A 22,692-nucleotide genomic window follows, 5' to 3' on the forward strand; every position below is an offset into this window, starting at 1 on the left:
GCCATGGCCGCGACGCCCTCCACCGTGAAGCCCTGGACGCCGCCGGCGGTCCAGGCCAGCACCAGTGCGCCCCGGCCACCGGTGTGGAACAAGGTGCTGCCCTGCATCGGCCCCCTCGTGCTGTTCATCCTGTGGGACCTTGCAGTGCGCACGGGCATGATCAAGGCGCTGCTGCTGCCGCCGCCGCTCGATGCGCTGGGCACGCTCGTCAAGGGCCTGTGGGGCGGGCCGCTGCTGACGGACTTCGCCGTCACGGTCTGGCGCACGCTGCAGGCCTTCCTGATCGCCGCCATCGTCGGCATGCCGCTGGGCGTGCTGCTGGGCAGCAACGAGAAGGCCTACCGCAGCGTGGAGTTCCTGATCGACTTCTTCCGCTCCACGCCATCATCGGCGCTGATCCCGCTGTTCCTGATGATCTTCGGTGTGTCCGACGTCAACAAGGTCGCCATCGCGGCCTTCGGCGCGCTGCTGATCGTGGTCTTCAACAGCGCCTATGGCGTGATCAACGCGCGCAAGCAGCGCGTGATGGCGGCCCGGGTCATGGGCGCCACGCGCTGGCAGGTGTTCAAGGACGTGCTGGTCTGGGAAAGCCTGCAGCCCAGCTTCGTGGGCCTGCGCTCGGCCGTGTCCATGGCGCTCGTGATCGTGATCGTGGCCGAGATGTTCATCGGCGCCGATTCGGGCCTCGGAAACCGCATCATCAATTCGCAGCAGGTCATGAACGTGCGCGACATGTACGCGTCCATCCTCGCGGCGGGCGCCCTGGGCTATGCGCTCAACATCCTGTTCCTGGTGCTGGAACGCAAGATCGTGCATTGGAGTGGACGATGAGTGCCGTGCTGAACGCCCCCGTGGTCGCCGATGTGCCCAAACCGCCGTTCCAGCCGGGACCGGCCGGCACCCACATCACCATCCGCGGCCTGACCAAGTACTTCGCGGGCTGGCCGCTGTACGAGAACTTCGACCTCGACATCCCCAAGCACCAGATCGTCTCGGTGTTCGGCCCCAACGGTTGCGGCAAGAGCACGCTGATCAACATGATCGCCGGGCTGATCCCGATCGACGCGGGCGAGATCCTGTTCGACGGCAAGTCGCTCAAGGACACCAAGATCGGCTATGTGTTCCAGAACTACCGCGAGGCCATGTTTCCGTGGATGCGCACCATCGACAACATCGCCTACCCGCTCAAGCTGGAGGGCCGCAGCAAGTCCGAGGTGGACCGGCGCATGGCCGAGCTGGTGGCCAGCTTCGACGTGAAGTTCGACCTGAACCGCTTCCCTTACGAGCTCTCGGGCGGGCAGCAGCAGACCGCTTCCATCATGCGCGCGCTGGCGCCCAAGCCGGAGGTGCTGTTCCTGGACGAGCCCTTCTCGGCACTCGATTTCGAGATGACGCTCTTCATCCGCGAGAAGCTGCAGGAGGTCTTCATGCAGACCGGCACCACCATGCTGCTGGTCTCGCACGACCTGGAGGAGGCCGTCTACCTGGCCGACCAGGTGCTGCTGCTGACCAAGCGGCCGACCAGGGTGGCAGAGATCTTGCCTTACGAGGATCCGCGCCCGCGCACCGTGGCCACGCTGACGGAGCCGAGCTTCGTCGCGGCCAAGAAGCGGAGCCTGGAGATCTTCCAAAGAGAGGTGCGGCGTTGACCCCACAGCAGACCGAAGCCTACGTGGACGCCGCGGCGTCCGCCCTGGGCCTGGCCCTGGACCCCGCACACCGCCCCGGCGTGCTGCAATTCTTCGCGCTCGCGTCCGCCATGGCCGACACCGTGGCGCGCGTGCCGCTTGCGCCGCACGACGAGACGGCCGTGCACTTCACACCCATCGCGCCCGAGGACGCGCCATGACCGCCGCCGAATTGCTGCTGGCCGACGGAGCCACCATGGCCGCGGCCGTGCGTTCGGGCGCGGTCGGTGCCGTGGCGCTGGCCGAGGCCAGCCTGGCCCGCATCGCCGCGACCGATGGCCGCGTGAACGCCTTCACCGACCTGGTGCGCGAACGGGCGCTGGCGCGCGCGGCCGCGCTCGACGCCCGCGTGGCCGCCGGTGCCGACCTGTCGGCACTGCCGCTGCTGGGCGTGCCCTTCGCGGTCAAGAACCTGTTCGACATCGCCGGGCTGCGCACGCTGGCCGGCTCCAAGATCGAACGCGACAGCGCCCCCGCCCGTGCCGACGGCGTGCTGGTGCAGCGCCTGGAGGCGGCCGGCGCCGTGCTGGTGGGCGCGCTCAACATGGACGAGTACGCCTACGGCTTCACGACCGAGAACAGCCACGCGGGGCCGTGCCGCAACCCGCACGACCTGGACTGCGTGGCCGGCGGCTCCTCGGGCGGCTCGGGTGCGGCGGTGGCGGCCGGCCAGGTGCCGATCACGCTGGGCTCGGACACCAACGGCTCCATCCGCGTGCCCGCGTCGCTGTGCGGCGTGTTCGGCTTGAAGCCGACCTTCGGCCGGCTGCCGCGCAGCGGCAGCTATCCCTTCATCTCCAGCCTGGACCACCTGGGCCCGTTCGCGCGCTCGGTGCGCGATCTGGCGCTGAGCTACGACGCCATGCAGGGCCCGGAATCCGGCCCGCTGCGCGATCCGGGCTGTGCGCAGCGCGCGGCCGAGCCCGTGATGCCGCTGCTGGGCCAGGGCGTGGCTGGCCTGCGCGTGGGTGTGCTGGACGGCTGGTTCCGCGACAACGCATTGCCCGAGGCGCTGGCCGCCCTCGACCGCGTGGCCGAGGCGCTGGGCGCCGGCACGCGCGTCACGCTGCCGCTGGTGGAGGAGGGCCGCGCCGCGGCCTTTCTGATCACCAACGCCGAAGCCGGCTCGCTGCACCTGGACGACCTGCGCCGGCGCGCGCAGGACTTCGAGCCGCATTCGCGCGACCGCTTCCTGGCCGGTGCGCTGCTGCCTGCCGCCTGGGTGGCACGCGCCCAGCGCGTGCGCCGGCTGTACGCCGAGGCGGTTGCGCGCGCGTTCCGCGACTTCGACCTGTTGCTGGCGCCGTCCACGCCCTGCGCCGCCACGCCCATCGGCACCGAATGGCTGACGCTGGGCGAGCGCCGCTTGCCCCTGCGCCCCAGCATGGGCCTGCTCACGCAGCCGATCTCGTGCATCGGCCTGCCGGTCTGCGGCGTGCCGGTCTGGGACGCGCATCCGCGCATGCCCATCGGCGTGCAACTCATCGCCGCGCCTTGGCGCGAAGACATCGCGCTGCGTGCCGCCGCTGCGCTGGAGGGCCTGGGTGTGGTGCGGGCGCCTGTGGCGTCGCTGCCATGAAGCTCGTCGTTGTGTTACCTGGTGCATTGGCGTGGGGGCGCCACCACGCCGACGGCGTACTCCGCTCCGCGAATGTCTCCCGCCCCGGGCCGCAGGCGGCCCGGGGCTCCTCCTTGATCTCGCTGCGCGGAGCACGCCATCGCCGTGGTCCACGGGCATTGCGTCGCAGGGGACCGCACGGCGCGACGTGCCCAGGGTCGAGGACATCGGGTGGCCTTCGCAGCGAAATAAAGGAGGAGGCCGCCAGGCCGGGGGACATTCGCGGAGAAGGCCACCCGGTGGCGTCGACCCACACGCAACCGAAGCACGCATCGCAAGCAACACACTGCTGAACAACAACATGACCCATGCCATCAACCTCCCCGACGTGCTGGCCGAAGTGACGGCCGCGTTCGCGCAGTACGAAGACGCCCTCGTGCACAACAAGGTCGAGGTGCTGGACGCACTGTTCTGGAACAGCCCGCACACGCTGCGCTACGGCGCCGGCGAGAACCTGTACGGCTACGACGAGATCCAGGCCTTCCGCGCCGCCCGCCCGTCGCAGGGCCTGGCGCGCACGGTCACGCGCACGGCCATCACCACCTATGGCCGCGACTTCGCCACCACCAACATCGAATTCCAGCGCGAAGGCAGCCCGCGCATCGGCCGCCAGAGCCAGACCTGGCTGCGCCTGCCGGAGGGCTGGCGCGTGGTGTCCGCCCACGTGAGCCTCATGACCTGAGACGGTGCGCAGCGGCCAGCCAACGCAGGCACGCGATTTGCGTCCATTCATGTATCCAAGTGGAAGTTCAAGATCGACGCACCGCTTTGATGCAGCCCCAACCCCGACCGCAAATGGAGTCAGCCCCATGGACAAGATGAACCGCCGCGCTTCGCTCAAGACCCTGGCCGCCGTGGGCGCCAGCGGTGCACTGGGAGGCCTGCATGGCCTGGCGGCCGCACAGGCCCCGCTCACGGTCGGTGTGATCTACGTCGGCCCGCGCGACGACTACGGCTACAACCAGGCCCATGCCCAGGCCGCGGCCGAGGTCAAGAAGATGCCCGGCATCAAGGTGGTCGAGGAAGAGAACGTGCCCGAGACCGCGGCCGTGCAGAAGAGCATGACCGGCATGATCGCGCAGGACGGCGCCAAGCTGCTGTTTCCCACCTCGTTCGGCTACTTCGACCCGCACCTGCTGGCGCTGGCCGCCAAGTACCCGGACGTGCGCTTCTCGCACTGCGGCGGCATGTGGACCGAGGGCAAGCACCCCAAGAACGCGGGCAGCTTCTTCGGCTACATCGACGAGGCGCAGTTTCTCAACGGTGTGGTGGCCGGCCACCTGAGCAAGAGCGGCAAGATCGCCTTCGTCGCGGCCAAGCCCATTCCGCAGGTGCTGCGCAACATCAACGCCTTCACCTTGGGCGCGCGCTCGGTCAAGCCCGGCATCACCTGCAGCGTGATCTTCACGGGCGACTGGTCCATGGCCGTCAAGGAGGCCGAAGCCACCAACAGCCTGGCGGACCAGGGCTGCGACGTGTTCACCATGCACGTGGACGGGCCCAAGGTCGTGGTGGAGACCGCCGCCAAACGCGGCAAGATGGTCTGCGGCTACCACGCGAGCCAGGCCAAGCTCGCGCCCCAGGCCTACCTCACGGGCGCCGAGTGGAACTGGATCACCGCCTACAAGACCATCATCGACGCGGCCCGCACGGGCAAGCCGCATCCCAATTTCCTGCGTGGCGGCATGAAGGAGGGCTTCGTGAAGATGTCGGCCTACGGCCCGGCCGTGACCGACGCGGCCAAGAAGCAGGCCGACGACACCAAGGCCAAGATGCTGGCCGGCCAGTTCGACATCTGGAAGGGCCCGCTCAAGGACAACAAGGGCAAGGAGGTCATCGCCGCGGGCCAGGTGCAAAAGCAGACCGACCTCGCGCTGGAAGGCATGAACTACCTGGTCGAGGGCGTGCAGGGCAGCTTCTGATCCCGCGGAGCCCGCATGAACTCCCTCGCCAAGGACATCGGCCTGCCGGTCGCCGCGATCGCCGCGGCGCTGCTGCTGTTCGGCCTGTTCGTCGCCTTCGCCGGGGTCGACCCGGTGGAGGTCTGGACGCTGCTGTTCAAGGGCGCCTTCGGCGACTGGTTCTCCTGGCAGAACACCTTGCAGCGCGCCGCGCCGCTGATGCTCACGGCGCTGTGCGTGGCCATCCCGGCGCGCGCCGGCCTGGTCGTGATCGGCGGTGAGGGGGCGCTGGTGCTGGGCGGGCTGGGCTGCGCCGCATTGCCTTACCTGGTGCCGCTGCCGGCCAATGCCGTCGGCACGCTGCTGGTCTGCGTGGCCGGTGCGGTGCTGGGCGCGCTGTGGATCGCACTGGCCGGCTGGCTGCGCCAATACCGCGGCATCAACGAGACCATCAGCAGCCTGCTGCTGGCCTATGTGGCCATCGGCTTGTTCAAGCACCTCGTGGAAGGACCGCTGCGCGATCCGGCCAGCCTGAACAAGCCCTCCACGCTGCCGCTGGACGAGGGCCTGCGCATCACGGGCATGCTGGGTTCGGACGTGCACTGGGGCCTGGCCATCGGCGTGCTCGCCTGCCTGGGCTTGTGGATCTGGCTGCGCAGCACGGCCTCGGGTTTCTCGGTGCGTGTGGTGGGCGGCAACCCGCGCACGGCGCAGCTGGTGGGCTTGCCGGCGTCCCGGCTCATCCTCGGAGCCTGCGCGCTGGGCGGCGCCTGCGCGGGCCTGGCCGGTGCAGTCGAGGTGGCGGCCGTACACACCAATGCCAACGCCTCCATCATCGCGGGCTACGGCTACGCCGGCATCCTGGTGGCCTTCATGGCACGGCACAACCCCATCGCCATCATCCCGGTGGCCATCCTGTTCGGCGGCTTCGGTGCGGCCGGCAGCTTGCTGCAGCGCCGCGTGGGCCTGCCCGACGCCTCGGTGCTGGTGCTGCAGGGCATTGCCTTCGTGCTGATCCTGGCCAGCGAGGCGCTGCGGCATGTCGATGGCAAGGTGGTGCTGTGCAAGCTGTTCGCGCGGCCCTACGAAGAGCTCGAGCAGCGCCCGGCGCCGGGCAAGCTGCAGGGAGCGCTGGCATGACTTCCGACCAATGGCTCGCCCTGTTCGCCGCCATCGTGGGCGGCGCGCTGCGCGTGGGCGTGCCCTTCCTGTTCGTGAGTCTGGGCGAATGCCTGACCGAGAAGGCCGGCCGCATCAACCTGGGGCTGGAGGGCGTGCTGGTGCTGTCGGCCATGGCGGCCTTCGGCGGCGCCTATGGGAGCGGCTCGCCCTGGATCGGCGTGCTGGTCGGTGCGGCGGTCGGCGCGCTGCTGGCCACGCTGCACGGCGTGCTGTGCTCGCTGACGGGCGTCAACGACGTGGCCACCGGCATCGCGCTGATGCTGCTGGGCATGGGCCTGGCGTTCTACCTGGGCAAGCCGCTGATCCAGCCGCAGGCGCCGCAGTTGCCGGCCATCCCGCTCGGGGGCTGGAGCGATTCGCCGGTGGTGCAGGCGGCGCTGCAGATCAACGCGCTGCTGCCCGTGGGCATCGTGCTCGCGGTGGTCTTGTGGTGGGCCTTCGGCCGCACGCGCTGGGGACTGCTGGTGCGACTGGCCGGCGACTCGGCCATGGCCACCAAGGCGCTGGGCTACTCGGTCAACGGCATCCGCATCGCGGCCACGGCGGCGGGCGGGGCCATCGCCGGCCTGGGCGGGGCCTCGCTGACGCTGTTCTATCCGGGCAGCTGGAACGAGGGCATTTCCAGCGGCCAGGGCCTGATCGCCGTGGCGCTCGTGATCTTCGCGCGCTGGAGCCCGCTGCGCTGCGTGGGCGCGGCGCTGTTGTTCGGCGGTGCCGGCGCGATCGGTCCGGCCATGCAGTCCATCGGCGTCTCCTGGGGCTACCACCTGTTCAACACCGTGCCCTATGTGCTGACGCTGCTGATCCTCGTGGTCACCTGCAGGCCCGGCAGCGTGGCCGTGGGCAGCCCGGGCGAACTGTCGTCTGCGCGATGAAAGGACCGATGCGATGAGTGGATTGGGTGGTTTGAACAAGTCCAGGGCCGGCGTGGTGCTGGGCCTGGTGCAGCTGCAGCTGCCGGTGGTCGCGACGCCGCAGGACCTCGCGGCGCAGACGCGGCGCATCTGCGAACTGGTGGGCAAGGCGCGCCGCAACATGGCGACCATGGACCTCGTGGTGTTCCCCGAGTACGCGCTGCACGGCCTGTCCATGGACACCAACCCCCAGATCATGTGCACGCTGGACGGGCCCGAGGTGGCGGCGTTCCAGGCCGCTTGCGTGGAGCACCGCATCTGGGGCTGCTTCTCCATCATGGAGGCCAACCCGGGCGGCAATCCCTACAACAGCGGGATCGTCATCGACGACCAGGGCGCCATCCGGCTGTACTACCGCAAGCTGCATCCCTGGGTGCCGGTGGAGCCCTGGGAGCCCGGCAACCTGGGCGTGCCGGTCTGCGAGGGGCCCAACGGCGTCAAGCTGGCCCTCATCATCTGCCACGACGGCATGTTCCCCGAGATGGCGCGCGAGGCCGCGTACAGGGGCGCCGAGGTGATCCTGCGCACCGCCGGCTACACCGCGCCGATCCGCCATGCCTGGCGCATCACCAACCAGAGCAACGCCTTCCAGAACCTGGCCTACACGGCTAGCGTCTGCATGTGCGGCAGCGACGGCAGCTTCGACTCCATGGGCGAGGGCATGTTCTGCAGCTTCGACGGCACGGTGATGGTCGAGGGCGGTGGCCGCCCGGACGAGATCGTCACGGCCGAACTGCGGCCCGACCTCGTGCGCGAGGCGCGCGCGGGCTGGGGCGTGGAGAACAACCCCTACCAGCTCTGGCACCGCGGCTACGTGGCGGTGCAGGGTGGTGCGCAGGACTGTCCCTACACCTTCATGCACGACATGGTGGCTGGCCGCTACCGGCTGCCCTGGGCCGACACCGTGCAGGTGACCGATGGCACGTCCTGCGGCTTCGCGCCGCCGACGCGCCGCCATGCGGGAGGCAAGCGATGACGCGCCAGGTGCACGCCGACCCCTACGCTTGGCCCTACGACGCCAGCCTGCGCCCCGACAACACGGCGCTCGTCGTGATCGACATGCAGACGGATTTCTGCGGCCAGGGCGGCTACGTGGACGTGATGGGTTACGACCTCTCGCTCACGCAGGCCCCCATCGCGCCGATCCAGCGGCTGCTCGCGGTCATGCGCCCGCTGGGCTACACCATCCTCCACACGCGCGAAGGCCATCGGCCGGACCTGTCGGACCTGGCTGCCAACAAGCGCTGGCGCTCGCGCCAGATCGGCCAGGGCGGCCTGGGCATCGGCGACGCGGGGCCCTGCGGCCGCATCCTCGTGCGCGGCGAGCCGGGCTGGGAGATCATTCCCGAACTCGCGCCGCTGCCAGGCGAGGTGGTCATCGACAAGCCCGGCAAGGGCTCGTTCTACGCGACCGACCTGGAGCTCGTGCTGCGCTCGCGCGGCATCGTCAACCTGATCCTGGCCGGCATCACGACCGACGTGTGCGTGCACACCACCATGCGCGACGCGAACGACCGCGGCTTCGAATGCCTGCTGCTGTCGGACTGCACGGCGGCCACCGATCCGGCCAACCACCAGGCCGCGCTGAACATGGTGACCATGCAGGGCGGGGTGTTCGGCGCGCACGCAACGTCCGGGGCCTTGATCGAGGCCTTGCAGGCATGATTGCCCCGGTCAACGCCGCTGCGCCCGCCACCGGCGCCCTCGCGCTCGAAACCTACCACCTGACCAAGCGCTTCGGCGCCTTCACGGCCATGGACCATGTGAGCATGCGCGTGGACGCCGGCAGCGTGCACGCGCTGCTGGGCGAGAACGGCGCCGGCAAGAGCACGCTGGTCAAGTGCGTGGCCGGCTTCCAGCAGGCCGAGGAGGGCGCCATCCTGATCGACGGGCGCGAGCGCGACATCGCCAACCCCATCGTCGCGCGCGCGCTGGGCATCGGCATGGTCTACCAGCACTTCACGCTGGCGCCCGGCATGACGGTGGCCGAGAACCTGCTGCTGGCGGGCGGCGACACGCCGGCCGTGATCGACTGGACGGCCAAGCGTGCCGAACTCGAAGCCTTCCTCGCGACCACGCCGTTCCGGCTGGACCTCGATGCGCGCCCGGCCGAGCTCGCGGCCGGCGAGAAGCAGAAGCTCGAACTGCTCAAGCAGCTGTACCTAAAGCCGCGCCTCCTGATCCTGGACGAGCCGACCTCGGTGCTCACGCCGCAGGAGGCCGACGAGGTGCTGGGCCATGTGCGCGCGTTCGCGCAGAGCGGGCAGTGCACGGTGCTCATCATCACGCACAAGTTCCGCGAGGTCATGGCCTACACCGACGCCGTGACCGTGCTGCGCCGGGGCAAGGCCGTGCACCACTGCCGCGTGGCCGACACCGATCCGACCCGTCTGGCGGCGGCCATGATGGGCGAGGCCGCCACGCCGGCCGAGGTGCTGCACGCCGAGGGCGGCACCGCTGCCGCACGCAGTGCGGTGCCCGCCGGCGCCCGCGTGGCGCTGCAGCTGCAGGGCCTGAGCGCCATGGGCGACCGCGGCACCCTGGCCGTGCACGGCGTGGACCTGGCCGTGCGGAGCGGCGAGATCCTGGGCGTGGCCGGCGTCTCCGGCAACGGCCAGCGCGAACTCGTCGAAGCCCTGGTCGGCCAGCGCCCGCGCCATGCCGGCAGCGTGACCGTGATGGGCGAGCCCTACGCCGCGCGCCGCAGCGAGAACACGCGGCTCAAGCTGCGCAGCCTGCCCGAGGAGCCGCTGCGCAACGCCTGCGTGGGCGATCTCTCGGTGGCCGAGAACATGGCCCTGCGCGACTACGACGCGCCGCCGCTGTCGGCCCGTGGCTGGCTGCGCTTCGGCCAGTGGCGGAGCCGCGCGCGCGCCTGGATCCAGGAATACGGCGTGAAGACCCAGGGCGAGGGCGCGCCGATCAAGAGCCTGTCGGGCGGCAACGTGCAGCGCGCCGTGCTGGCGCGCGAGCTGGCCGGCGACATCAACGTGCTGATCGCGGCCAACCCCGTGTTCGGCCTGGACTTCGCGGCCGTGCGCGAGATCCACGGCCGCATCGTGCAGGTGGCGGGCAAGGGCGGCGCGGTGCTGCTGGTCAGCGAAGACCTGGACGAGCTGCTGGAGCTGTCGGACCGCATCGTGGTCATGAGCGAGGGCCGCATCGTCTACGAGACATCCGCTGCAGGCGCCGAGCGCCAGATGCTGGGCGCCCACATGGGAGGAGGCCACTGATATGACGCCCCCCCGTTTGGATTTCTCACTGCGTGTAGAAATCCCATCCCCCCTACAGGGGGCGCCGCGAGCGCCCGGGCAGAGCCCGTTGCGCCGCGTCCGCTGGCATGGCCTGCTCCGCGGCCTTCGGAGCAGCGGCTGGCAAGCCGGTTCCATGTCCTGCGAGGGGCGCGCCGGCGCCATGGAGAACTGACATGCAAAGCGACGTGCGCGAGATCCGCAGCCTGGCCGTGCAGGCCCAGCCGTTCGACTTTCCGTTCGACCTGGCGACCACGGCCCTGGTCATCATCGACATGCAGCGCGACTTCATCGAGCCCGGTGGCTTCGGCGCGAGTCTGGGCAACGACGTGTCGCTGCTCGAGGCCATCGTGCCGGCCTGCCGGCGCACACTGCAGGCTTGGCGCGCGGCTGGCGGCCTGGTGCTGCACACGCGCGAGGCGCACCGGCCCGACCTGCGCGACTGCCCGCCCGCCAAGCGCCTGCGCGGCAACCCGAGCCTGCGCATCGGCGACGTGGGCCCCATGGGCCGCGTGCTGGTCAGCGGCGAGCCGGGCGTGGAGATCATCCCCGCACTCGCGCCGCTGCCGGGCGAGATCGTGGTCGACAAGCCCGGCAAGGGCATGTTCCACGGCACACCCGTGCAGAACCTGCTGCAGCAGGCCGGCATCCGTTCGCTGGTGTTCATGGGCGTCACCACCGAGGTCTGCGTGCAGACCAGCATGCGCGAGGCCAACGACCGCGGCTACGAATGCCTGGTCCTGGAGGACTGCACCGAGAGCTACTTTCCGCAATTCAAGGCGGCCGCCCTGGAAATGATCCGGGCCCAGGGTGGCATCGTCGGCTGGACGGCCAGCAGCGCGCAGCTGCTGGCGGCCCTGCATTCGGAGTAAGGTAGCGGCCTTTTCCATCCTCCAGGCCCCACGCGCTCCGTGCCCCCCACCGTCTCCAAGAAGCCCCCGGCCGTGCAGGCCTCCGCCTACCGCTCGCGCGCCGACGAGGTCTACGAACAGCTCAAGCGCGATGTGGCCGAGTTCCAGCTGGTGCCGGGCGACCGGTTCACCGAGAACGAGATCAGCGAGCGCCTGGGCGTCTCGCGCACCCCCGTGCGCCAGGCGCTGTTCCGGCTGCAGCAGGAGGGCTTCGTCGAGGTGCTGTTCCGCGCCGGCTGGCGCGTGCTGCCCTTCGACTTCGACCAGTTCGAGCAGCTCTACGACCTGCGCATGGTGCTGGAGACCACGGCCATCCACCGGCTTTGCGAGGACGCGCTGCGCGTGGACCATGCGCTCATCGATGCGCTGGCCGCGGTCTGGCTGGTGCCGCCGGCCGAGCGCAGCAGCGACATGGCCCAGGTTTCGCAATGGGACGAGGAATTCCACTGCCAGATCGTGGCGGCGGCCGGCAACGCCGAGATGGCGCGTGTGCACCGCGACGTGACCGAGCGCATTCGCATCATCCGCCGGCTCGACTTCACGCAGCAGCTGCGCATCGCCGCCACCTACGACGAGCATGCCAAGATCCTCAAGGCCGTGCAGCGCAGGCGCGGCGACCAAGCCGCGATGCTGATGCGCGCCCACATCGAGACCAGCCAGGCCGAGGTCCGCAAGATCACGCTGCACCAAGTGCACCTGGCGCGCCAGGGCGGCTACGGGCCGCGCTGAGGCCTGTGCCCTGCGTCGACGGCGAGGGCATTGCGATCGTCCGTGGGACGGATTGGCGCCGCTACAACGCCTGGATCTCGCCGACCAGCAAGTCCTTCATGAGCTGCACCCGCATCGGCTGGCGGCGGCGCCGCGGATGGACCAGCCAGGCGTGCTGTGCCGGCCCGCTCCACGCGGGCAACAGGCGCACCAGTTCTCCGCGCTGCAGCAGGGCGTTGACCATCCAGCAGGGCTGGAACGCGATGCCGGCGCCTTGGCGCACCGCGTCCAGCAGCGCGACGGCGTGGTTGACGCGGTAGCGCGTGGCGACCGGCAGGTCCACCCGGTCTTGGCCGCGGCTGAGCGTCACCACACCGTCGTTCCACCCGGGATAGCGCAGGAATCCGTGGCGCGCCAGGTCCGCCGGCGCTTCGGGCCGGCCGTGGGCTTGCACATAGCCGGGCGAGGCGACGATGTAGCGCGGCCAGGTCGCCAGCGCGCGCGCCACGAGGTCGGGTGGCAAGGGCCCGCCGATGCGCACGGTGAGGTCGAAGCGTTCTTCCACCGGGTCGACGAAACGGTCTTCCAGCACCAGGTCGATCTGCAGTTCGGGGTACTGCCGCAGCGTGCGCAGCATCAGCGGGTGCAGCCGGAGCTCGCCCAGCGCCACCGGCGCCGCGATGCGCACCAGGCCGCGCGGCTCGCGGGCGCGCTGGTCGAGCTTGGCGACGGCCTCCTCGTAGTCCTCGAGCAGGCGCCGCGCGCTGTCGGCGAAGCGCAGTCCTTCCTCGGTCAGCGCCGCGCGCGCGGGCCCGCGCTCGAGCAACTGCGCGCCCAGCGAGGCCTCCAGCGCGGCGATCAGCTTGCTGGCCGTGGGTTGGGTGGTGGAGAGCGAGCGGGCCGCCGCCGACAGGCTGCCCAGCTCTGCGACCCTCACGAACATCTGCATCGCACGCAGCCGGTCCATGGCATTCCAGTTTCGAATGGAGAGGCTTCCACTTTGCCATCTTCTCGATGCGGATGGCATGGGCCACAGTGGCGCCATGCAAGGCTCTCCCCGCTTCTTCCTCGCCGCTGCGCTCGTCGCGCTTCTGGGTTGGCCGGCTGTCGCCGCGCCGCCGCCGCCATGGCAGCCCAGCTGGTTCTCGCCTGCCCAGCCCGTGTGGGGCGAGGGTTGGGTCGTTCCGCTCGGCATGTCGGCCAGCCTGCGCGACGTGACACTGCGCCAGTCGCTGCGCAGCAGCCTGGGCGGCGAGCGTGTCCGGATCGTCGTCAGCAACGAATACGGTGGCGCACCGCTCACGCTGGGGCCGGTGGCGCTGCGCCAGGTCGGTGACGGGCCGGCGCGCGCGGTGCGTTTCCAGGGGGAGGACGGCACGGTCGTGCCCGCCGGTGCGCGGGTGGTCAGCGACCCGCTTGTGCTGTCCGTCGCGGCTGGCGAGCGCCTGGAGGTCGATCTCCACCTGCCGCAGCCCACCGCGACCGCAGGCTTCCATTGGGATGCCCAGGAGCAGACGCTGTTGCTGCAGGGCAATGCCGTGGGCCACGGCACGGCCCCGGTCCTGCAGGTTCTGCAGACCCGCGCCTTCGTCTCCGGCCTGTGGGTCGACACCGGACGCGCACCGGCGACCGTGGTCGCGCTGGGCGACTCCATCACCGACGGCAACGGCTCGGGCATCGGCACGGACCAGCGCTGGCCCGACCATCTCTCGCGGCGGCTGGCACAGCGCGGCGTCGCCGTGCTCAATGCCGGCATCGCGGGCAACCGCCTGCTGCGCGGCGGCTGGGGCGACAGTGCGCTGGCGCGGCTGGAGCGCGATGTGCTGGGCCACCCCGGCGTGCGCGCCGTCGTGGTGCTGATCGGCACCAACGACATCGGTTTTCCCGGCAGCCCCTTCGCGCCGGACGAGGCACCGGCCGCGCTGGCCGAACTGCAGGCCGGGCTGCGCCAGCTCGTCACGCAGGCGCATGCGCGCGGCGTGCGCGTGATGGCCGGCACGCTGCCGCCGTTCGAGCGTGCGCTGGAGGGCACGCCTCTGGAGGGGCACCACAGCCCGGGCAAGGAGGCGCAGCGCCAGGCGCTGAACGCATGGATCCGCCAGGCCGGCGTGTTCGATGCCGTGGTCGATTTCGACGCCGTGCTGCGCGACCCTGCCCATCCCGGCCGGCTGGCGCCGGCGCTCGATTCGGGCGACCACCTGCATCCGGGCGACGCCGGCTACCGGCGCATGGCCGAGGCGATCGACCTGGATGCCTTGCTCGGTCCATCCGCCGAAAAGGTGCGGCCATGAGCGGCGTTCCGCGCGCCGCGGCGGCCCTGGGCGCGCTGCCTCAGAGCTGGAGGTCGTAGTCGATGGTCAGCGGCGCGTGGTCGCTGAACCGCTGGTCCTTGAACACGGCGGCACTGCGCGCGTGCGTGGCCATGGCGGGCGTGGCCAGGTGGTAGTCCAGCCGCCACCCCACGTTGTTGGCCCAGGCCTGGCCGCGGTTGCTCCACCACGTGTAGCACTCGCTCGTGGTTTCGGGGTGCAGGCGGCGGTAGACGTCGACCAGGCCCGTTTCGGACAGCAGCTTGGTCATCCAGGCACGCTCTTCGGGCAGGAAGCCGCTGTTCTTCTGGTTGCTGCGCCAGTTCTTGAGGTCGATGGGCTGGTGCGCGATGTTGATGTCGCCGCACAGGATGAATTCGCGCTCGCGCTTGAGCGCGACGAGGTAGGGATCGAACAGGTCCAGGAAGCGGAACTTGGCGGCCTGGCGCTCCTCGCCCGAGGAACCGCTCGGGAAGTAGCAGCTGATCAGCGAAAACTTGCGGCCGGGCGTGTCGAAGCGCAGCTCGAGGTAGCGGCCTTCGTCGTCGAACTCGGGGGCGCCGAAGCCGATCCGTACATCGCTCGGCGCATGCCGGCTGTAGATCCCCACGCCCGAATAGCCCTTCTTCTGCGCAAAGTGGAAGTAGCCTTGCATGCCGGCCAACTGCTCGAAACGTCCCGCCACGTCGGCCTGCTGGGCCTTGACTTCCTGTACACAAATACAATCCGGGCCCGTTGCCGAGATCCAGGCTTCGACGCCCTTGGTGGTGGCCGAACGGATGCCGTTGAGATTCAGGCTGGTCAACTTGAACAAGGAAGCTCCCATGGTGGAACACAAGGTCGGCGCAGCGGATGCCGGCCAGAAAGATAGCTTGGCCCAGGACTTCGTGCGCTTCGCGGTCGAGACCGGTGTGCTGCGCTTCGGGGAGTTCAAGACCAAGGCGGGCCGCATGAGCCCGTACTTCTTCAACGCAGGCCTGTTCGACGACGGCGTCAAGCTGGCCCGGCTCGCGGAATTCTATGCCTCGGCCCTGGAGGCCAGCGGCACCGAATTCGACATGGTCTTCGGCCCGGCCTACAAGGGCATTCCGCTGGCCGCCGCGCTGGCCGTGGAGTTCGCGCGGCGCGGCCGCAACCTGCCGTTCGCCTACAACCGCAAGGAAGCCAAGGACCACGGCGAGGGCGGCACGCTGGTCGGCGCGCCGCTCAAGGGCCGCGTGCTGGTGGTGGACGACGTGATGTCGGCCGGCACTGCGGTGCGCGAGTCCATCGCCATGATCCGCGCGGCCGGTGCCACGCCGCATGCGGTGGTCATCGCGCTGGACCGCCAGGAGATGGCGACAGAGGACGGCCGCGACGTGCCGCACAGCGCCGTGCAGTACGTGCGCGGGCAGCTGGGCCTGCAGGTCTGCGCGATCGCCCGGCTGCAGGACCTGCTGCAGTACCTGGCCGATGGCAGCCAGGCCGCGCTGGCCGAACACCATGGCCGTGTGCTGGCCTACCGCCAGCGCTACGGCGTGCAGGAGGGCGCCGGCTCGTGACCGGTGCGGGCACCCGCGTGGCGCTCGGCCTGCTCGGCGCAGGCTGGGCCATGCTGGTGCAGGCGCAGGGCATCTACACCTGCGTGGACGGGCAGGGCCGGCGCATCACCTCGGACCGGCCCATCAAGGAATGCATCGACCGCGCGCAGAAGGAGCTCAACCCGAGCGGCAGCGTGCGGCGCGAGGTCGGCCCCTCGCTGACGGCCAGCGAGCGGGCGCAGATCGAGGCGCGCGAACGCAAGGCGGCCGAGGAATTGGCACGCCACAACGAAGAAGCCCGGCGCAGCCGCGCGATGCTTTCGCGCTACCGTGACCAGGCCGCGCACGACCGCGCGCGCGCCGACGCGTTGGCCCCGGTCGATGGTGTGCTGGCACTGGCCCAGCAGCGCATGCAGGCGCTGGACAAGCAGCGCCAGCTGCTGGACCGCGAACTGGAGTTCTATCCCAACACCCCGCCCGAGAAGCTGCCGCCCAAGCTGCGCAGCCTGCTCGACGAGCACCAGGCCAGCGTGGCCGCGCAGCAGCGCGTGATCGCCGAGCAGGAGGCCGAACGCAAGCGTGTGAACGAGCGCTACGACGAGGAGCTTGCGCGGCTGCGCGTGCTGTGGGCCGAGCAGACGCAGCCCGGCCGGCCGCGCTGAGCGGCAGGGGCGTCAGCCCCCGAGCTTCTTGCGCAGCAGCGCGTTGACCTGGGCCGGGTTGGCCTTGCCCTTGCTGGCCTTCATGGCCTGGCCAACCAGCGCGTTGAAGGCCTTGTCCTTGCCGGCCTTGAACTGCGCCACGTTGTCGGGGTTGGCGGCGATGACCGCGTCGAGGATGGCCTCGAGCGCACCGTCGTCGTTCATCTGCTTGAGGCCCTTGGCCTCGATGACGGCGTCCACGTCCTGGCCGTCGCCCGTCCACAACGCGTCGAACACCTGGCGTGCCGCGTTGTTGGAAATGGTGTTGTCGGCGATGCGGCCCAGCAGTGCGGCCAGCTGCGCGGCCGAGACCGGTGCCTGGTCGATCGCCAGTTCGCCCGCGTTGAGCCGGCGCGAGATCTCGCCCATGACCCAGTTGCTGGCCAGCTTGGCCTGGCCGCTGGCCTTCGCGGCCTGCTCGAAGTAGGCGGCGGTGGACTTGCTCGCGGTCAGCTGCGTGGCGTCGTAGGCCGGCAGGCCGTAGTCGGCGACGAAGCGCTGCGCCATGGCGCGCGGCAGCTCGGGCATCTCGCCGCGCACCTGGTCCACCCATTCGGGCGCGATGACCAGCGGCGGCAGGTCCGGGTCGGGGAAGTAGCGGTAGTCGGCCGCGTCTTCCTTGGTGCGCATGGCGCGCGTCTCGCCGGTGTCGGGGTCGAACAGCACGGTGGCCTGCTGGATCGCGTGGCCGTCCTCGATCTGCTCGATCTGCCAGCGGATCTCGAAGTCGATGGCCTGCTGCATGAACTTGAAGCTGTTCAGGTTCTTGATTTCGCGCCGCGTGCCCAGCGGCTGGCCGGGTTTGCGCACCGAGACGTTGGCATCGCAGCGGAAACTGCCCTCCTGCATGTTGCCGTCGCAGATGCCGATCCAGGTCACGATCTTGTGGAGCTCCTTGGCATAGGCCACGGCCTCGGCCGCCGAGCGGATGTCGGGCTCGGTCACGATCTCCAGCAGCGGCGTGCCGGCGCGGTTCAGGTCGATGCCGCTCTGGCCGACGAAGTCCTCGTGCAGCGACTTGCCCGCGTCTTCCTCCAGGTGGGCGCGCACCAGGCGCACGGTCTTCAGTTCTTCGCCAAGGTAGAAGCTCACCGTGCCGCCCTGCACCACCGGGATCTCGTACTGGCTGATCTGGTAGCCCTTGGGCAGGTCGGGGTAGAAGTAGTTCTTGCGCGCGAAGATGCTGCGCGGCGCGATCGTCGAGCCCAGGGCCAGGCCGAGCCGGATGGCCCGCTCGACCGCGCCCTTGTTCATGACCGGCAGCGTGCCGGGCAGGGCCAGGTCGACGGCACAGGCCTGGGTGTTGGGCGCGGCACCGAAGGCGGTGGACGCGCGGCTGAAGATCTTGCTGGCGGTGGACAGCTGGGCGTGGGTCTCGAAGCCGATGATGACCTCGTAGCCCTGCACCAGCGGGCCCGTGGGACGGCCGGCCTGCGCGGCCGCGAAGGGGTTGGTTTCGCTCATGTCAGAAGCCCTCCGGCGTGCGGAGGTGGAAGTCGGTCGCCTGCTGGAAGCGGTGGGCCGCGTTGAGCAGCTTCGCCTCGCCGAAGTAGTTGCCCAGCAACTGCAGGCCCACGGGCATGCCACTGTCGCCGAAGCCGGCTGGCAGGCTCATGCCCGGCAGGCCGGCCAGCGAGCCGGGCAGGGTGTAGATGTCGGCCAGGTAGTTGGCCACGGGGTCGTCGGACTTGTCGCCGAGCTTCCAGGCCACGGTGGGCGCCACCGGGCCGGCGATCACGTCGCAGGACGCAAAGGCCTGCTGGAAGTCGTCGGCGATCATGCGGCGGATCTGCTGCGCCTTGAGGTAGTAGGCGTCGTAGTAGCCGTGGCTCAGCACATAGGTGCCGACCATGATGCGGCGCTTGACCTCGTCGCCGAAGCCTTCGGCGCGCGTCTTCTTGTACATGTCCAGCAGGTCGCCGTACTGGGCGGCGCGGTGGCCGAACTTGACGCCGTCGAAGCGCGAGAGGTTCGAGCTGGCCTCGGCCGGCGCGATGATGTAGTAGACCGGAATCGCCAGCTCGGTGCGCGGCAGCGAGATCTCGACCAGGCGCGCGCCGAGCTTCTCGTACTCCTTGAGCGCAGCGTCGAGCGCCGCGCGCACGTCGGCGGCCAGGCCGTCGCCGAAGAACTCCTTGGGCACGCCGATGCGCAGGCCGTCCAGGCTGTCGTTCAAGCTGCGGCCGAAGTCCTCGGCCGGACGGTCCAGCGAGGTCGAGTCGCGGTCCAGGTCGGGGCCGCAGATGCTCGACAGCAGCAGCGCGCAGTCTTCGGCGCTGCGTGCCATCGGGCCGGCCTGGTCCAGGCTGGAGGCGAAGGCCACCATGCCGTAGCGCGAGGCGCGGCCGTAGGTCGGCTTGATGCCCGTGACGCCGCAGAAGGCGGCGGGCTGGCGGATCGAGCCGCCCGTGTCGGTGCCGGTCACGGCCGGGGCCAGGCGCGCGGCCACGGCCGCGGCGCTGCCGCCCGAGGAGCCGCCCGGGATGCGCGTGGCGTCCCAGGGGTTTTGCACGGCGCCATAGGCCGAGTTCTCGTTGGACGAGCCCATGGCGAACTCGTCGCAGTTGAGCTTGCCCAGCGTGACGGCGCCGGCTGCGGCGAGGCGGGCCACGGTGGTCGCGTCGAACGGCGAGCGGTAGCCCTGGAGCATCTTCGAGCCCGCCGTGGTCGGGAAGTCGCGCGTGACGAAGATGTCCTTGTGCGCGATGGGCACGCCGGCCAGCGGGCCGGCGTTGCCGGCGGCGATTGCCGCGTCGGCCGCGCGCGCCTGGGCCAGCGTGGCCTCGGGGTCGGTGGCGACGAAGGCGTTGAGGCCGCGGTGCGCGTCGATGCGGGCCAGGAAGTGCTGGGCGGCTTCGACGGCGGAGAGTTCGCGCGACCGGATGCGCGCGGCGATGGCGGCCACGGAGGCCTGGGTCAGGTCGAACGCCATGGCTTACTCGATCACCTTGGGCACGAGGAACAGGCCGCGCTCGACGGCCGGGGCACTGCGCTGGTTGGCTTCGCGCGCATCGGGCTCGCTGACCACGTCCTCGCGCAGGCGCAGGGCGACGTCGGACACCACGTCGGCCGGGTGGGCCAGCGGCACCACGCCGGTGGTGTCGACCGCCTGCATGCGCTCCACGATGTCGAAGAAGCCGTTGATCTGGCCGAGCATGCGCGCACGCTCGGCGTCGTGCAGTTCCAGCCGCGCCAGGTTGGCGATGCGTGAGATGTCGTCGGAGGTCAGTGCCATGGAAAAAATGCAAGCAGAAAGGTCGCGGAAACGGCCTGCCACAAGGCTTTGCGGCGGGTTTTCACGGGGGGATCGGGTATTATCCCGCCTTTGCGCGAGGGCCGGTTCGACGCTGCCTGACGCGCCTTTCCCCACCCGATTCGACCTGATGTCCGGGCGACCGCAAGCCGACGCGCATGCCGTGCCCCCGAGAGGAATTTTTCAATGTTTGGTGCTTTCCGTCGGTATTTCTCGACCGACCTGGCGATCGACCTTGGCACGGCCAACACCCTGATCTACGTGCGCGACAAGGGCATCGTGCTGGACGAGCCCTCGGTCGTCGCGATCCGCCACGAGGGTGGTCCCCAGGGCAAGAAGACCATCCAGGCCGTCGGCAAGGAAGCCAAGGCCATGCTGGGCAAGGTGCCCGGCAACATCGAGGCGATCCGCCCGATGAAGGACGGAGTGATCGCCGACTTCACCGTCACCGAGCAGATGCTCAAGCAGTTCATCAAGATGGTGCACCCGCGCGGCGTGCTGCGGCCCAGCCCGCGCATCATCATCTGCGTGCCCTGTGGTTCCACCCAGGTCGAGCGCCGAGCCATCCGTGAATCCGCGCTCGGCGCGGGCGCCTCGCAGGTCTACCTGATCGAAGAGCCCATGGCCGCCGCGATCGGCGCCGGCCTGCCCGTGGCCGAGGCCTCGGGCTCCATGGTCGTGGACATCGGCGGCGGCACCACCGAGGTCGGCGTGATCTCGCTGGGCGGCATGGTCTACAAGGGCAGCGTGCGCGTGGGCGGCGACCGCTTCGACGACGCCATCATCAACTACATCCGCCGCAACTACGGCATGCTGATCGGCGAGCCCACGGCCGAGGCCATCAAGAAGAACATCGGCTCGGCCTTCCCGGGCTCCGAGGTCAAGGAGATGGAAGTCAAGGGCCGCAACCTGTCCGAAGGCGTGCCGCGCAGCTTCACGATCTCGTCCAACGAGATCCTGGAAGCACTGACCGATCCGCTCAACAACATCGTCGCCTCGGTCAAGAACGCGCTGGAGATGACGCCGCCCGAACTGGGCGCCGACATCGCCGAGCGCGGCATGATGCTGACCGGCGGCGGCGCGCTGCTGCGCGACCTGGACCGTTTGCTGGCCGAGGAAACCGGCCTGCCCGTGCTGGTGGCCGAGGACCCGCTGACCTGCGTGGTGCGCGGCTGCGGTCTGGCGCTGGAGCGCATGGACCGCCTGGGTTCCATCTTCACCAGCGAGTAAGTCCCAGGGGTAGGCGATGCCACTCGGTACGCTGGACAGAACCCCGCCACCGTTCTTCAAGCAGGGCCCTTCCGCGCTCACCAAGCTCATGGTGTTCAGCGCGGTGGCCCTGTTCCTGATGGTGGCCGATGCGCGCTTCGCCTTGATGCGGCCGCTGCGCGCGGCGGTGGCCACCGTGCTCTATCCCGTGCAATGGGCCGCGCTCGGACCGGTGCGCCTGGTCCAGGGTGGCAGCGTCTATCTGGACAGCCTGACCGAGGTGCAGGCCCGCGCCGACGCGGCCGAGCGCCGCATGGCCGAACAGTCGCAGCGTGCCGGCCAGTCCGACCTGCTGCAACTGGAGAACGCGCAGCTGCGCAGCCTGCTGGGCCTGCGCGAGCGGCTGACCACACCGGGCCAGGCCGCCGAGGTGCTCTACGACGCGGCCGATCCCTATGTGCGCAAGGTCGTGATCGACCGCGGCCTCACGCATGGCGTGCAGGCCGGTGCGCCCGTGCTCGATGCGGGCGGTGTGCTGGGCCAGGTCACGCGCGTGCTGCCGCTGGTCAGCGAGGTCACGCTGCTGATCGACCGCGACCAGGCCATCCCCGTGCTCAACGCGCGCACCGGCGCGCGCAGCGTGGCCTACGGCAACCCGGGCTACCTGGGCGGCGTGCTGGAGCTGCGCTTCATGGCCGGCAACTCCGACGTGCAGGTGGGCGACCTCCTGACCACCAGCGGTGTCGATGGCGTCTATCCGGGCGGCCTGCGCGTGGCCGTGGTCGAGGCCGTGGAGCGCCAGGCCGATTCCACCTTCGCGCGCATCTACTGCCGGCCGTTCGCACAGCTCACGGGCGTGCGCCACGTGATGGTGCTGGAGCCGCTGCGTCCGGCCGCGGAGTCCGCGGCGGTGGAGCCGCCGGCGGCCAAGGCCTCGGCGCCGGCGGCGAAGGCGGCCGCGGCCAAGGGGGCCACGAAATGATCATGCGCCCGGGCCAGCAGCTGCTGCTGCCGGCCAGCCCCGTCTTCATCTGGAGCAGCCTGGTCGTGGCGCTGCTGCTCAACATGGTCCAGAACATGGGCCTGTGGGGGCGCGCGGCCTGGGTGCCCGACCTCGTGGCCGTGGTGCTGGTGTTCTGGACCGTGCACCAGCCGCTGCGCGTGGGCGTGGGCACGGCCTTCGTGTTCGGCCTGTGCATGGACGTGCATCAGGCGGCGTGGCTGGGCCAGCACGCGCTGGCCTACACGGTGCTGAGCTACCTGGCCATCGCGATCCACCGGCGGCTGCTGTGGTTCAGCGTGCCATCGCAGGCCATGCAGGTGCTGCCGCTGTTCGTGATCGCCCATGCCATCGAGTGGGTGCTGCGCCTCTTGGGCGGCGGCATCTTCCCGGGCTGGTGGATGCTGCTGACGCCGGTGGTCGAGGCGGCGCTGTGGCCCGTGGTCAGTGTGGCCTTGCTGCTGCCGCAGCGGCGCGCGCCCGATCCGGACGACAATCGGCCGCTTTGAGGCCAGCCCCGCGCGCGC

At 70.1% G+C, this 22,692-nt stretch carries 24 protein-coding genes; 19 read left to right on the forward strand and 5 right to left on the reverse strand.

The window, feature by feature from the left end; genetic code table 11:
- Positions 1 to 3 precede the first annotated feature (3 nt).
- The 13 genes from IE209_RS08680 (at position 4) to IE209_RS08740 (ending at position 12,194) form a co-directional block, all read left to right on the forward strand.
- The gene (locus IE209_RS08680) at positions 4 to 831 is read left to right on the forward strand and encodes an ABC transporter permease (RefSeq protein ID WP_189686562.1); all 828 of its coding nucleotides are present in this window, start codon (positions 4 to 6) and stop codon (positions 829 to 831) included.
- Positions 828 to 1,649, forward strand: a complete 822-nt coding sequence (locus IE209_RS08685; RefSeq protein ID WP_189686563.1) for an ABC transporter ATP-binding protein — start codon at positions 828 to 830, stop codon at positions 1,647 to 1,649. The genes IE209_RS08680 and IE209_RS08685 overlap by 4 nt, the downstream gene beginning before the upstream one ends.
- Positions 1,646 to 1,849, forward strand: a complete 204-nt coding sequence (locus IE209_RS08690) for an AtzG-like protein (protein WP_189686564.1) — start codon at positions 1,646 to 1,648, stop codon at positions 1,847 to 1,849. Before IE209_RS08685 ends, IE209_RS08690 begins: the two co-directional genes overlap by 4 nt.
- On the forward strand, positions 1,846 to 3,267 hold the full coding sequence (locus IE209_RS08695) for an AtzE family amidohydrolase (RefSeq protein ID WP_189686565.1): 1,422 nt from the start codon (positions 1,846 to 1,848) through the stop codon (positions 3,265 to 3,267). The genes IE209_RS08690 and IE209_RS08695 overlap by 4 nt, the downstream gene beginning before the upstream one ends.
- A gap of 340 nt (positions 3,268 to 3,607) precedes the next feature.
- Entirely contained in the window at positions 3,608 to 3,988 is a 381-nt protein-coding gene (gene hpxZ / locus IE209_RS08700; protein WP_189686566.1) for an oxalurate catabolism protein HpxZ, read from the forward strand.
- 136 nt (positions 3,989 to 4,124) lie between these two features.
- Entirely contained in the window at positions 4,125 to 5,228 is a 1,104-nt protein-coding gene (locus IE209_RS08705) for a BMP family ABC transporter substrate-binding protein (protein ID WP_373305316.1), read from the forward strand.
- Positions 5,229 to 5,243: 15 nt separating this feature from the next.
- Positions 5,244 to 6,347: an ABC transporter permease gene (locus IE209_RS08710; protein WP_189686568.1), complete on the forward strand. Its 1,104-nt coding sequence runs from the start codon at positions 5,244 to 5,246 to the stop codon at positions 6,345 to 6,347.
- On the forward strand, positions 6,344 to 7,264 hold the full coding sequence (locus IE209_RS08715; protein ID WP_189686569.1) for an ABC transporter permease: 921 nt from the start codon (positions 6,344 to 6,346) through the stop codon (positions 7,262 to 7,264). The genes IE209_RS08710 and IE209_RS08715 overlap by 4 nt, the downstream gene beginning before the upstream one ends.
- A 13-nt stretch (positions 7,265 to 7,277) precedes the next feature.
- Positions 7,278 to 8,279 carry a formamidase gene (locus IE209_RS08720; protein ID WP_189686570.1) on the forward strand — a complete coding sequence of 334 codons (1,002 nt, stop codon included), beginning with the start codon at positions 7,278 to 7,280 and terminating at the stop codon, positions 8,277 to 8,279.
- The gene (gene biuH / locus IE209_RS08725; protein ID WP_189686571.1) at positions 8,276 to 8,968 is read left to right on the forward strand and encodes a biuret amidohydrolase; all 693 of its coding nucleotides are present in this window, start codon (positions 8,276 to 8,278) and stop codon (positions 8,966 to 8,968) included. The genes IE209_RS08720 and biuH overlap by 4 nt, the downstream gene beginning before the upstream one ends.
- The gene (locus tag IE209_RS08730; protein ID WP_189686572.1) at positions 8,965 to 10,536 is read left to right on the forward strand and encodes an ABC transporter ATP-binding protein; all 1,572 of its coding nucleotides are present in this window, start codon (positions 8,965 to 8,967) and stop codon (positions 10,534 to 10,536) included. The genes biuH and IE209_RS08730 overlap by 4 nt, the downstream gene beginning before the upstream one ends.
- A 194-nt stretch (positions 10,537 to 10,730) precedes the next feature.
- Positions 10,731 to 11,426 carry a cysteine hydrolase family protein gene (locus IE209_RS08735; protein ID WP_189686573.1) on the forward strand — a complete coding sequence of 232 codons (696 nt, stop codon included), beginning with the start codon at positions 10,731 to 10,733 and terminating at the stop codon, positions 11,424 to 11,426.
- Positions 11,427 to 11,465: 39 nt separating this feature from the next.
- A complete protein-coding gene (locus tag IE209_RS08740) occupies positions 11,466 to 12,194 on the forward strand; it encodes a GntR family transcriptional regulator (RefSeq protein WP_189686574.1) in 729 nt (242 codons plus the stop codon).
- A gap of 61 nt (positions 12,195 to 12,255) precedes the next feature.
- Here the strand turns inward: IE209_RS08740 and IE209_RS08745 are convergent, their stop codons facing one another.
- The gene (locus IE209_RS08745; protein WP_189686575.1) at positions 12,256 to 13,140 is read right to left on the reverse strand and encodes a LysR family transcriptional regulator; all 885 of its coding nucleotides are present in this window, start codon (positions 13,138 to 13,140) and stop codon (positions 12,256 to 12,258) included.
- 76 nt (positions 13,141 to 13,216) lie between these two features.
- On the opposite strand from IE209_RS08745, the gene IE209_RS08750 reads away from it, so the two are divergent.
- On the forward strand, positions 13,217 to 14,464 hold the full coding sequence (locus IE209_RS08750) for an SGNH/GDSL hydrolase family protein (RefSeq protein ID WP_189686576.1): 1,248 nt from the start codon (positions 13,217 to 13,219) through the stop codon (positions 14,462 to 14,464).
- 40 nt (positions 14,465 to 14,504) lie between these two features.
- On the opposite strand, the gene IE209_RS08755 is transcribed toward IE209_RS08750, so the two are convergent.
- The gene (locus IE209_RS08755; protein WP_229882759.1) at positions 14,505 to 15,296 is read right to left on the reverse strand and encodes an exodeoxyribonuclease III; all 792 of its coding nucleotides are present in this window, start codon (positions 15,294 to 15,296) and stop codon (positions 14,505 to 14,507) included.
- Between the two features lie 10 nt (positions 15,297 to 15,306).
- On the opposite strand from IE209_RS08755, the gene pyrE reads away from it, so the two are divergent.
- Positions 15,307 to 16,023: an orotate phosphoribosyltransferase gene (gene pyrE / locus IE209_RS08760; protein ID WP_189686578.1), complete on the forward strand. Its 717-nt coding sequence runs from the start codon at positions 15,307 to 15,309 to the stop codon at positions 16,021 to 16,023.
- Positions 16,020 to 16,664, forward strand: coding sequence for a DUF4124 domain-containing protein (locus tag IE209_RS08765; protein WP_229882760.1), 645 nt, complete (start codon positions 16,020 to 16,022; stop codon positions 16,662 to 16,664). Before pyrE ends, IE209_RS08765 begins: the two co-directional genes overlap by 4 nt.
- A 12-nt stretch (positions 16,665 to 16,676) precedes the next feature.
- Here the strand turns inward: IE209_RS08765 and gatB are convergent, their stop codons facing one another.
- The 3 genes from gatB to gatC are packed head-to-tail and all read right to left on the reverse strand — an operon-like array spanning position 16,677 to position 19,938.
- Positions 16,677 to 18,167, reverse strand: a complete 1,491-nt coding sequence (gatB, locus tag IE209_RS08770; protein WP_189686579.1) for an Asp-tRNA(Asn)/Glu-tRNA(Gln) amidotransferase subunit GatB — start codon at positions 18,165 to 18,167, stop codon at positions 16,677 to 16,679.
- Between the two features lies 1 nt (position 18,168).
- On the reverse strand, positions 18,169 to 19,635 hold the full coding sequence (gatA, locus tag IE209_RS08775; RefSeq protein ID WP_189686580.1) for an Asp-tRNA(Asn)/Glu-tRNA(Gln) amidotransferase subunit GatA: 1,467 nt from the start codon (positions 19,633 to 19,635) through the stop codon (positions 18,169 to 18,171).
- A gap of 3 nt (positions 19,636 to 19,638) precedes the next feature.
- A complete protein-coding gene (gene gatC / locus IE209_RS08780) occupies positions 19,639 to 19,938 on the reverse strand; it encodes an Asp-tRNA(Asn)/Glu-tRNA(Gln) amidotransferase subunit GatC (RefSeq protein ID WP_189686581.1) in 300 nt (99 codons plus the stop codon).
- A 204-nt stretch (positions 19,939 to 20,142) separates the two neighbouring features.
- Between gatC and IE209_RS08785 the strand changes: the two genes are divergently transcribed.
- From IE209_RS08785 to mreD, 3 genes are read left to right on the forward strand one after another with little or no spacing between them, the layout of a single operon-like run.
- Entirely contained in the window at positions 20,143 to 21,186 is a 1,044-nt protein-coding gene (locus IE209_RS08785) for a rod shape-determining protein (RefSeq protein ID WP_056671509.1), read from the forward strand.
- Between the two features lie 16 nt (positions 21,187 to 21,202).
- Positions 21,203 to 22,147 (forward strand): rod shape-determining protein MreC, encoded by a 945-nt coding sequence (gene mreC / locus IE209_RS08790; RefSeq protein ID WP_189686582.1) that lies wholly within the window; start codon positions 21,203 to 21,205, stop codon positions 22,145 to 22,147.
- On the forward strand, positions 22,144 to 22,674 hold the full coding sequence (mreD, locus tag IE209_RS08795) for a rod shape-determining protein MreD (RefSeq protein WP_189686583.1): 531 nt from the start codon (positions 22,144 to 22,146) through the stop codon (positions 22,672 to 22,674). The genes mreC and mreD overlap by 4 nt, the downstream gene beginning before the upstream one ends.
- The last annotated feature ends 18 nt before the right edge of the window (positions 22,675 to 22,692 follow it).

The sequence above is a fragment of the Pseudorhodoferax aquiterrae genome (assembly GCF_014652235.1).
Taxonomy (GTDB): Bacteria; Pseudomonadota; Gammaproteobacteria; order Burkholderiales; family Burkholderiaceae_C; genus Pseudorhodoferax; species Pseudorhodoferax aquiterrae.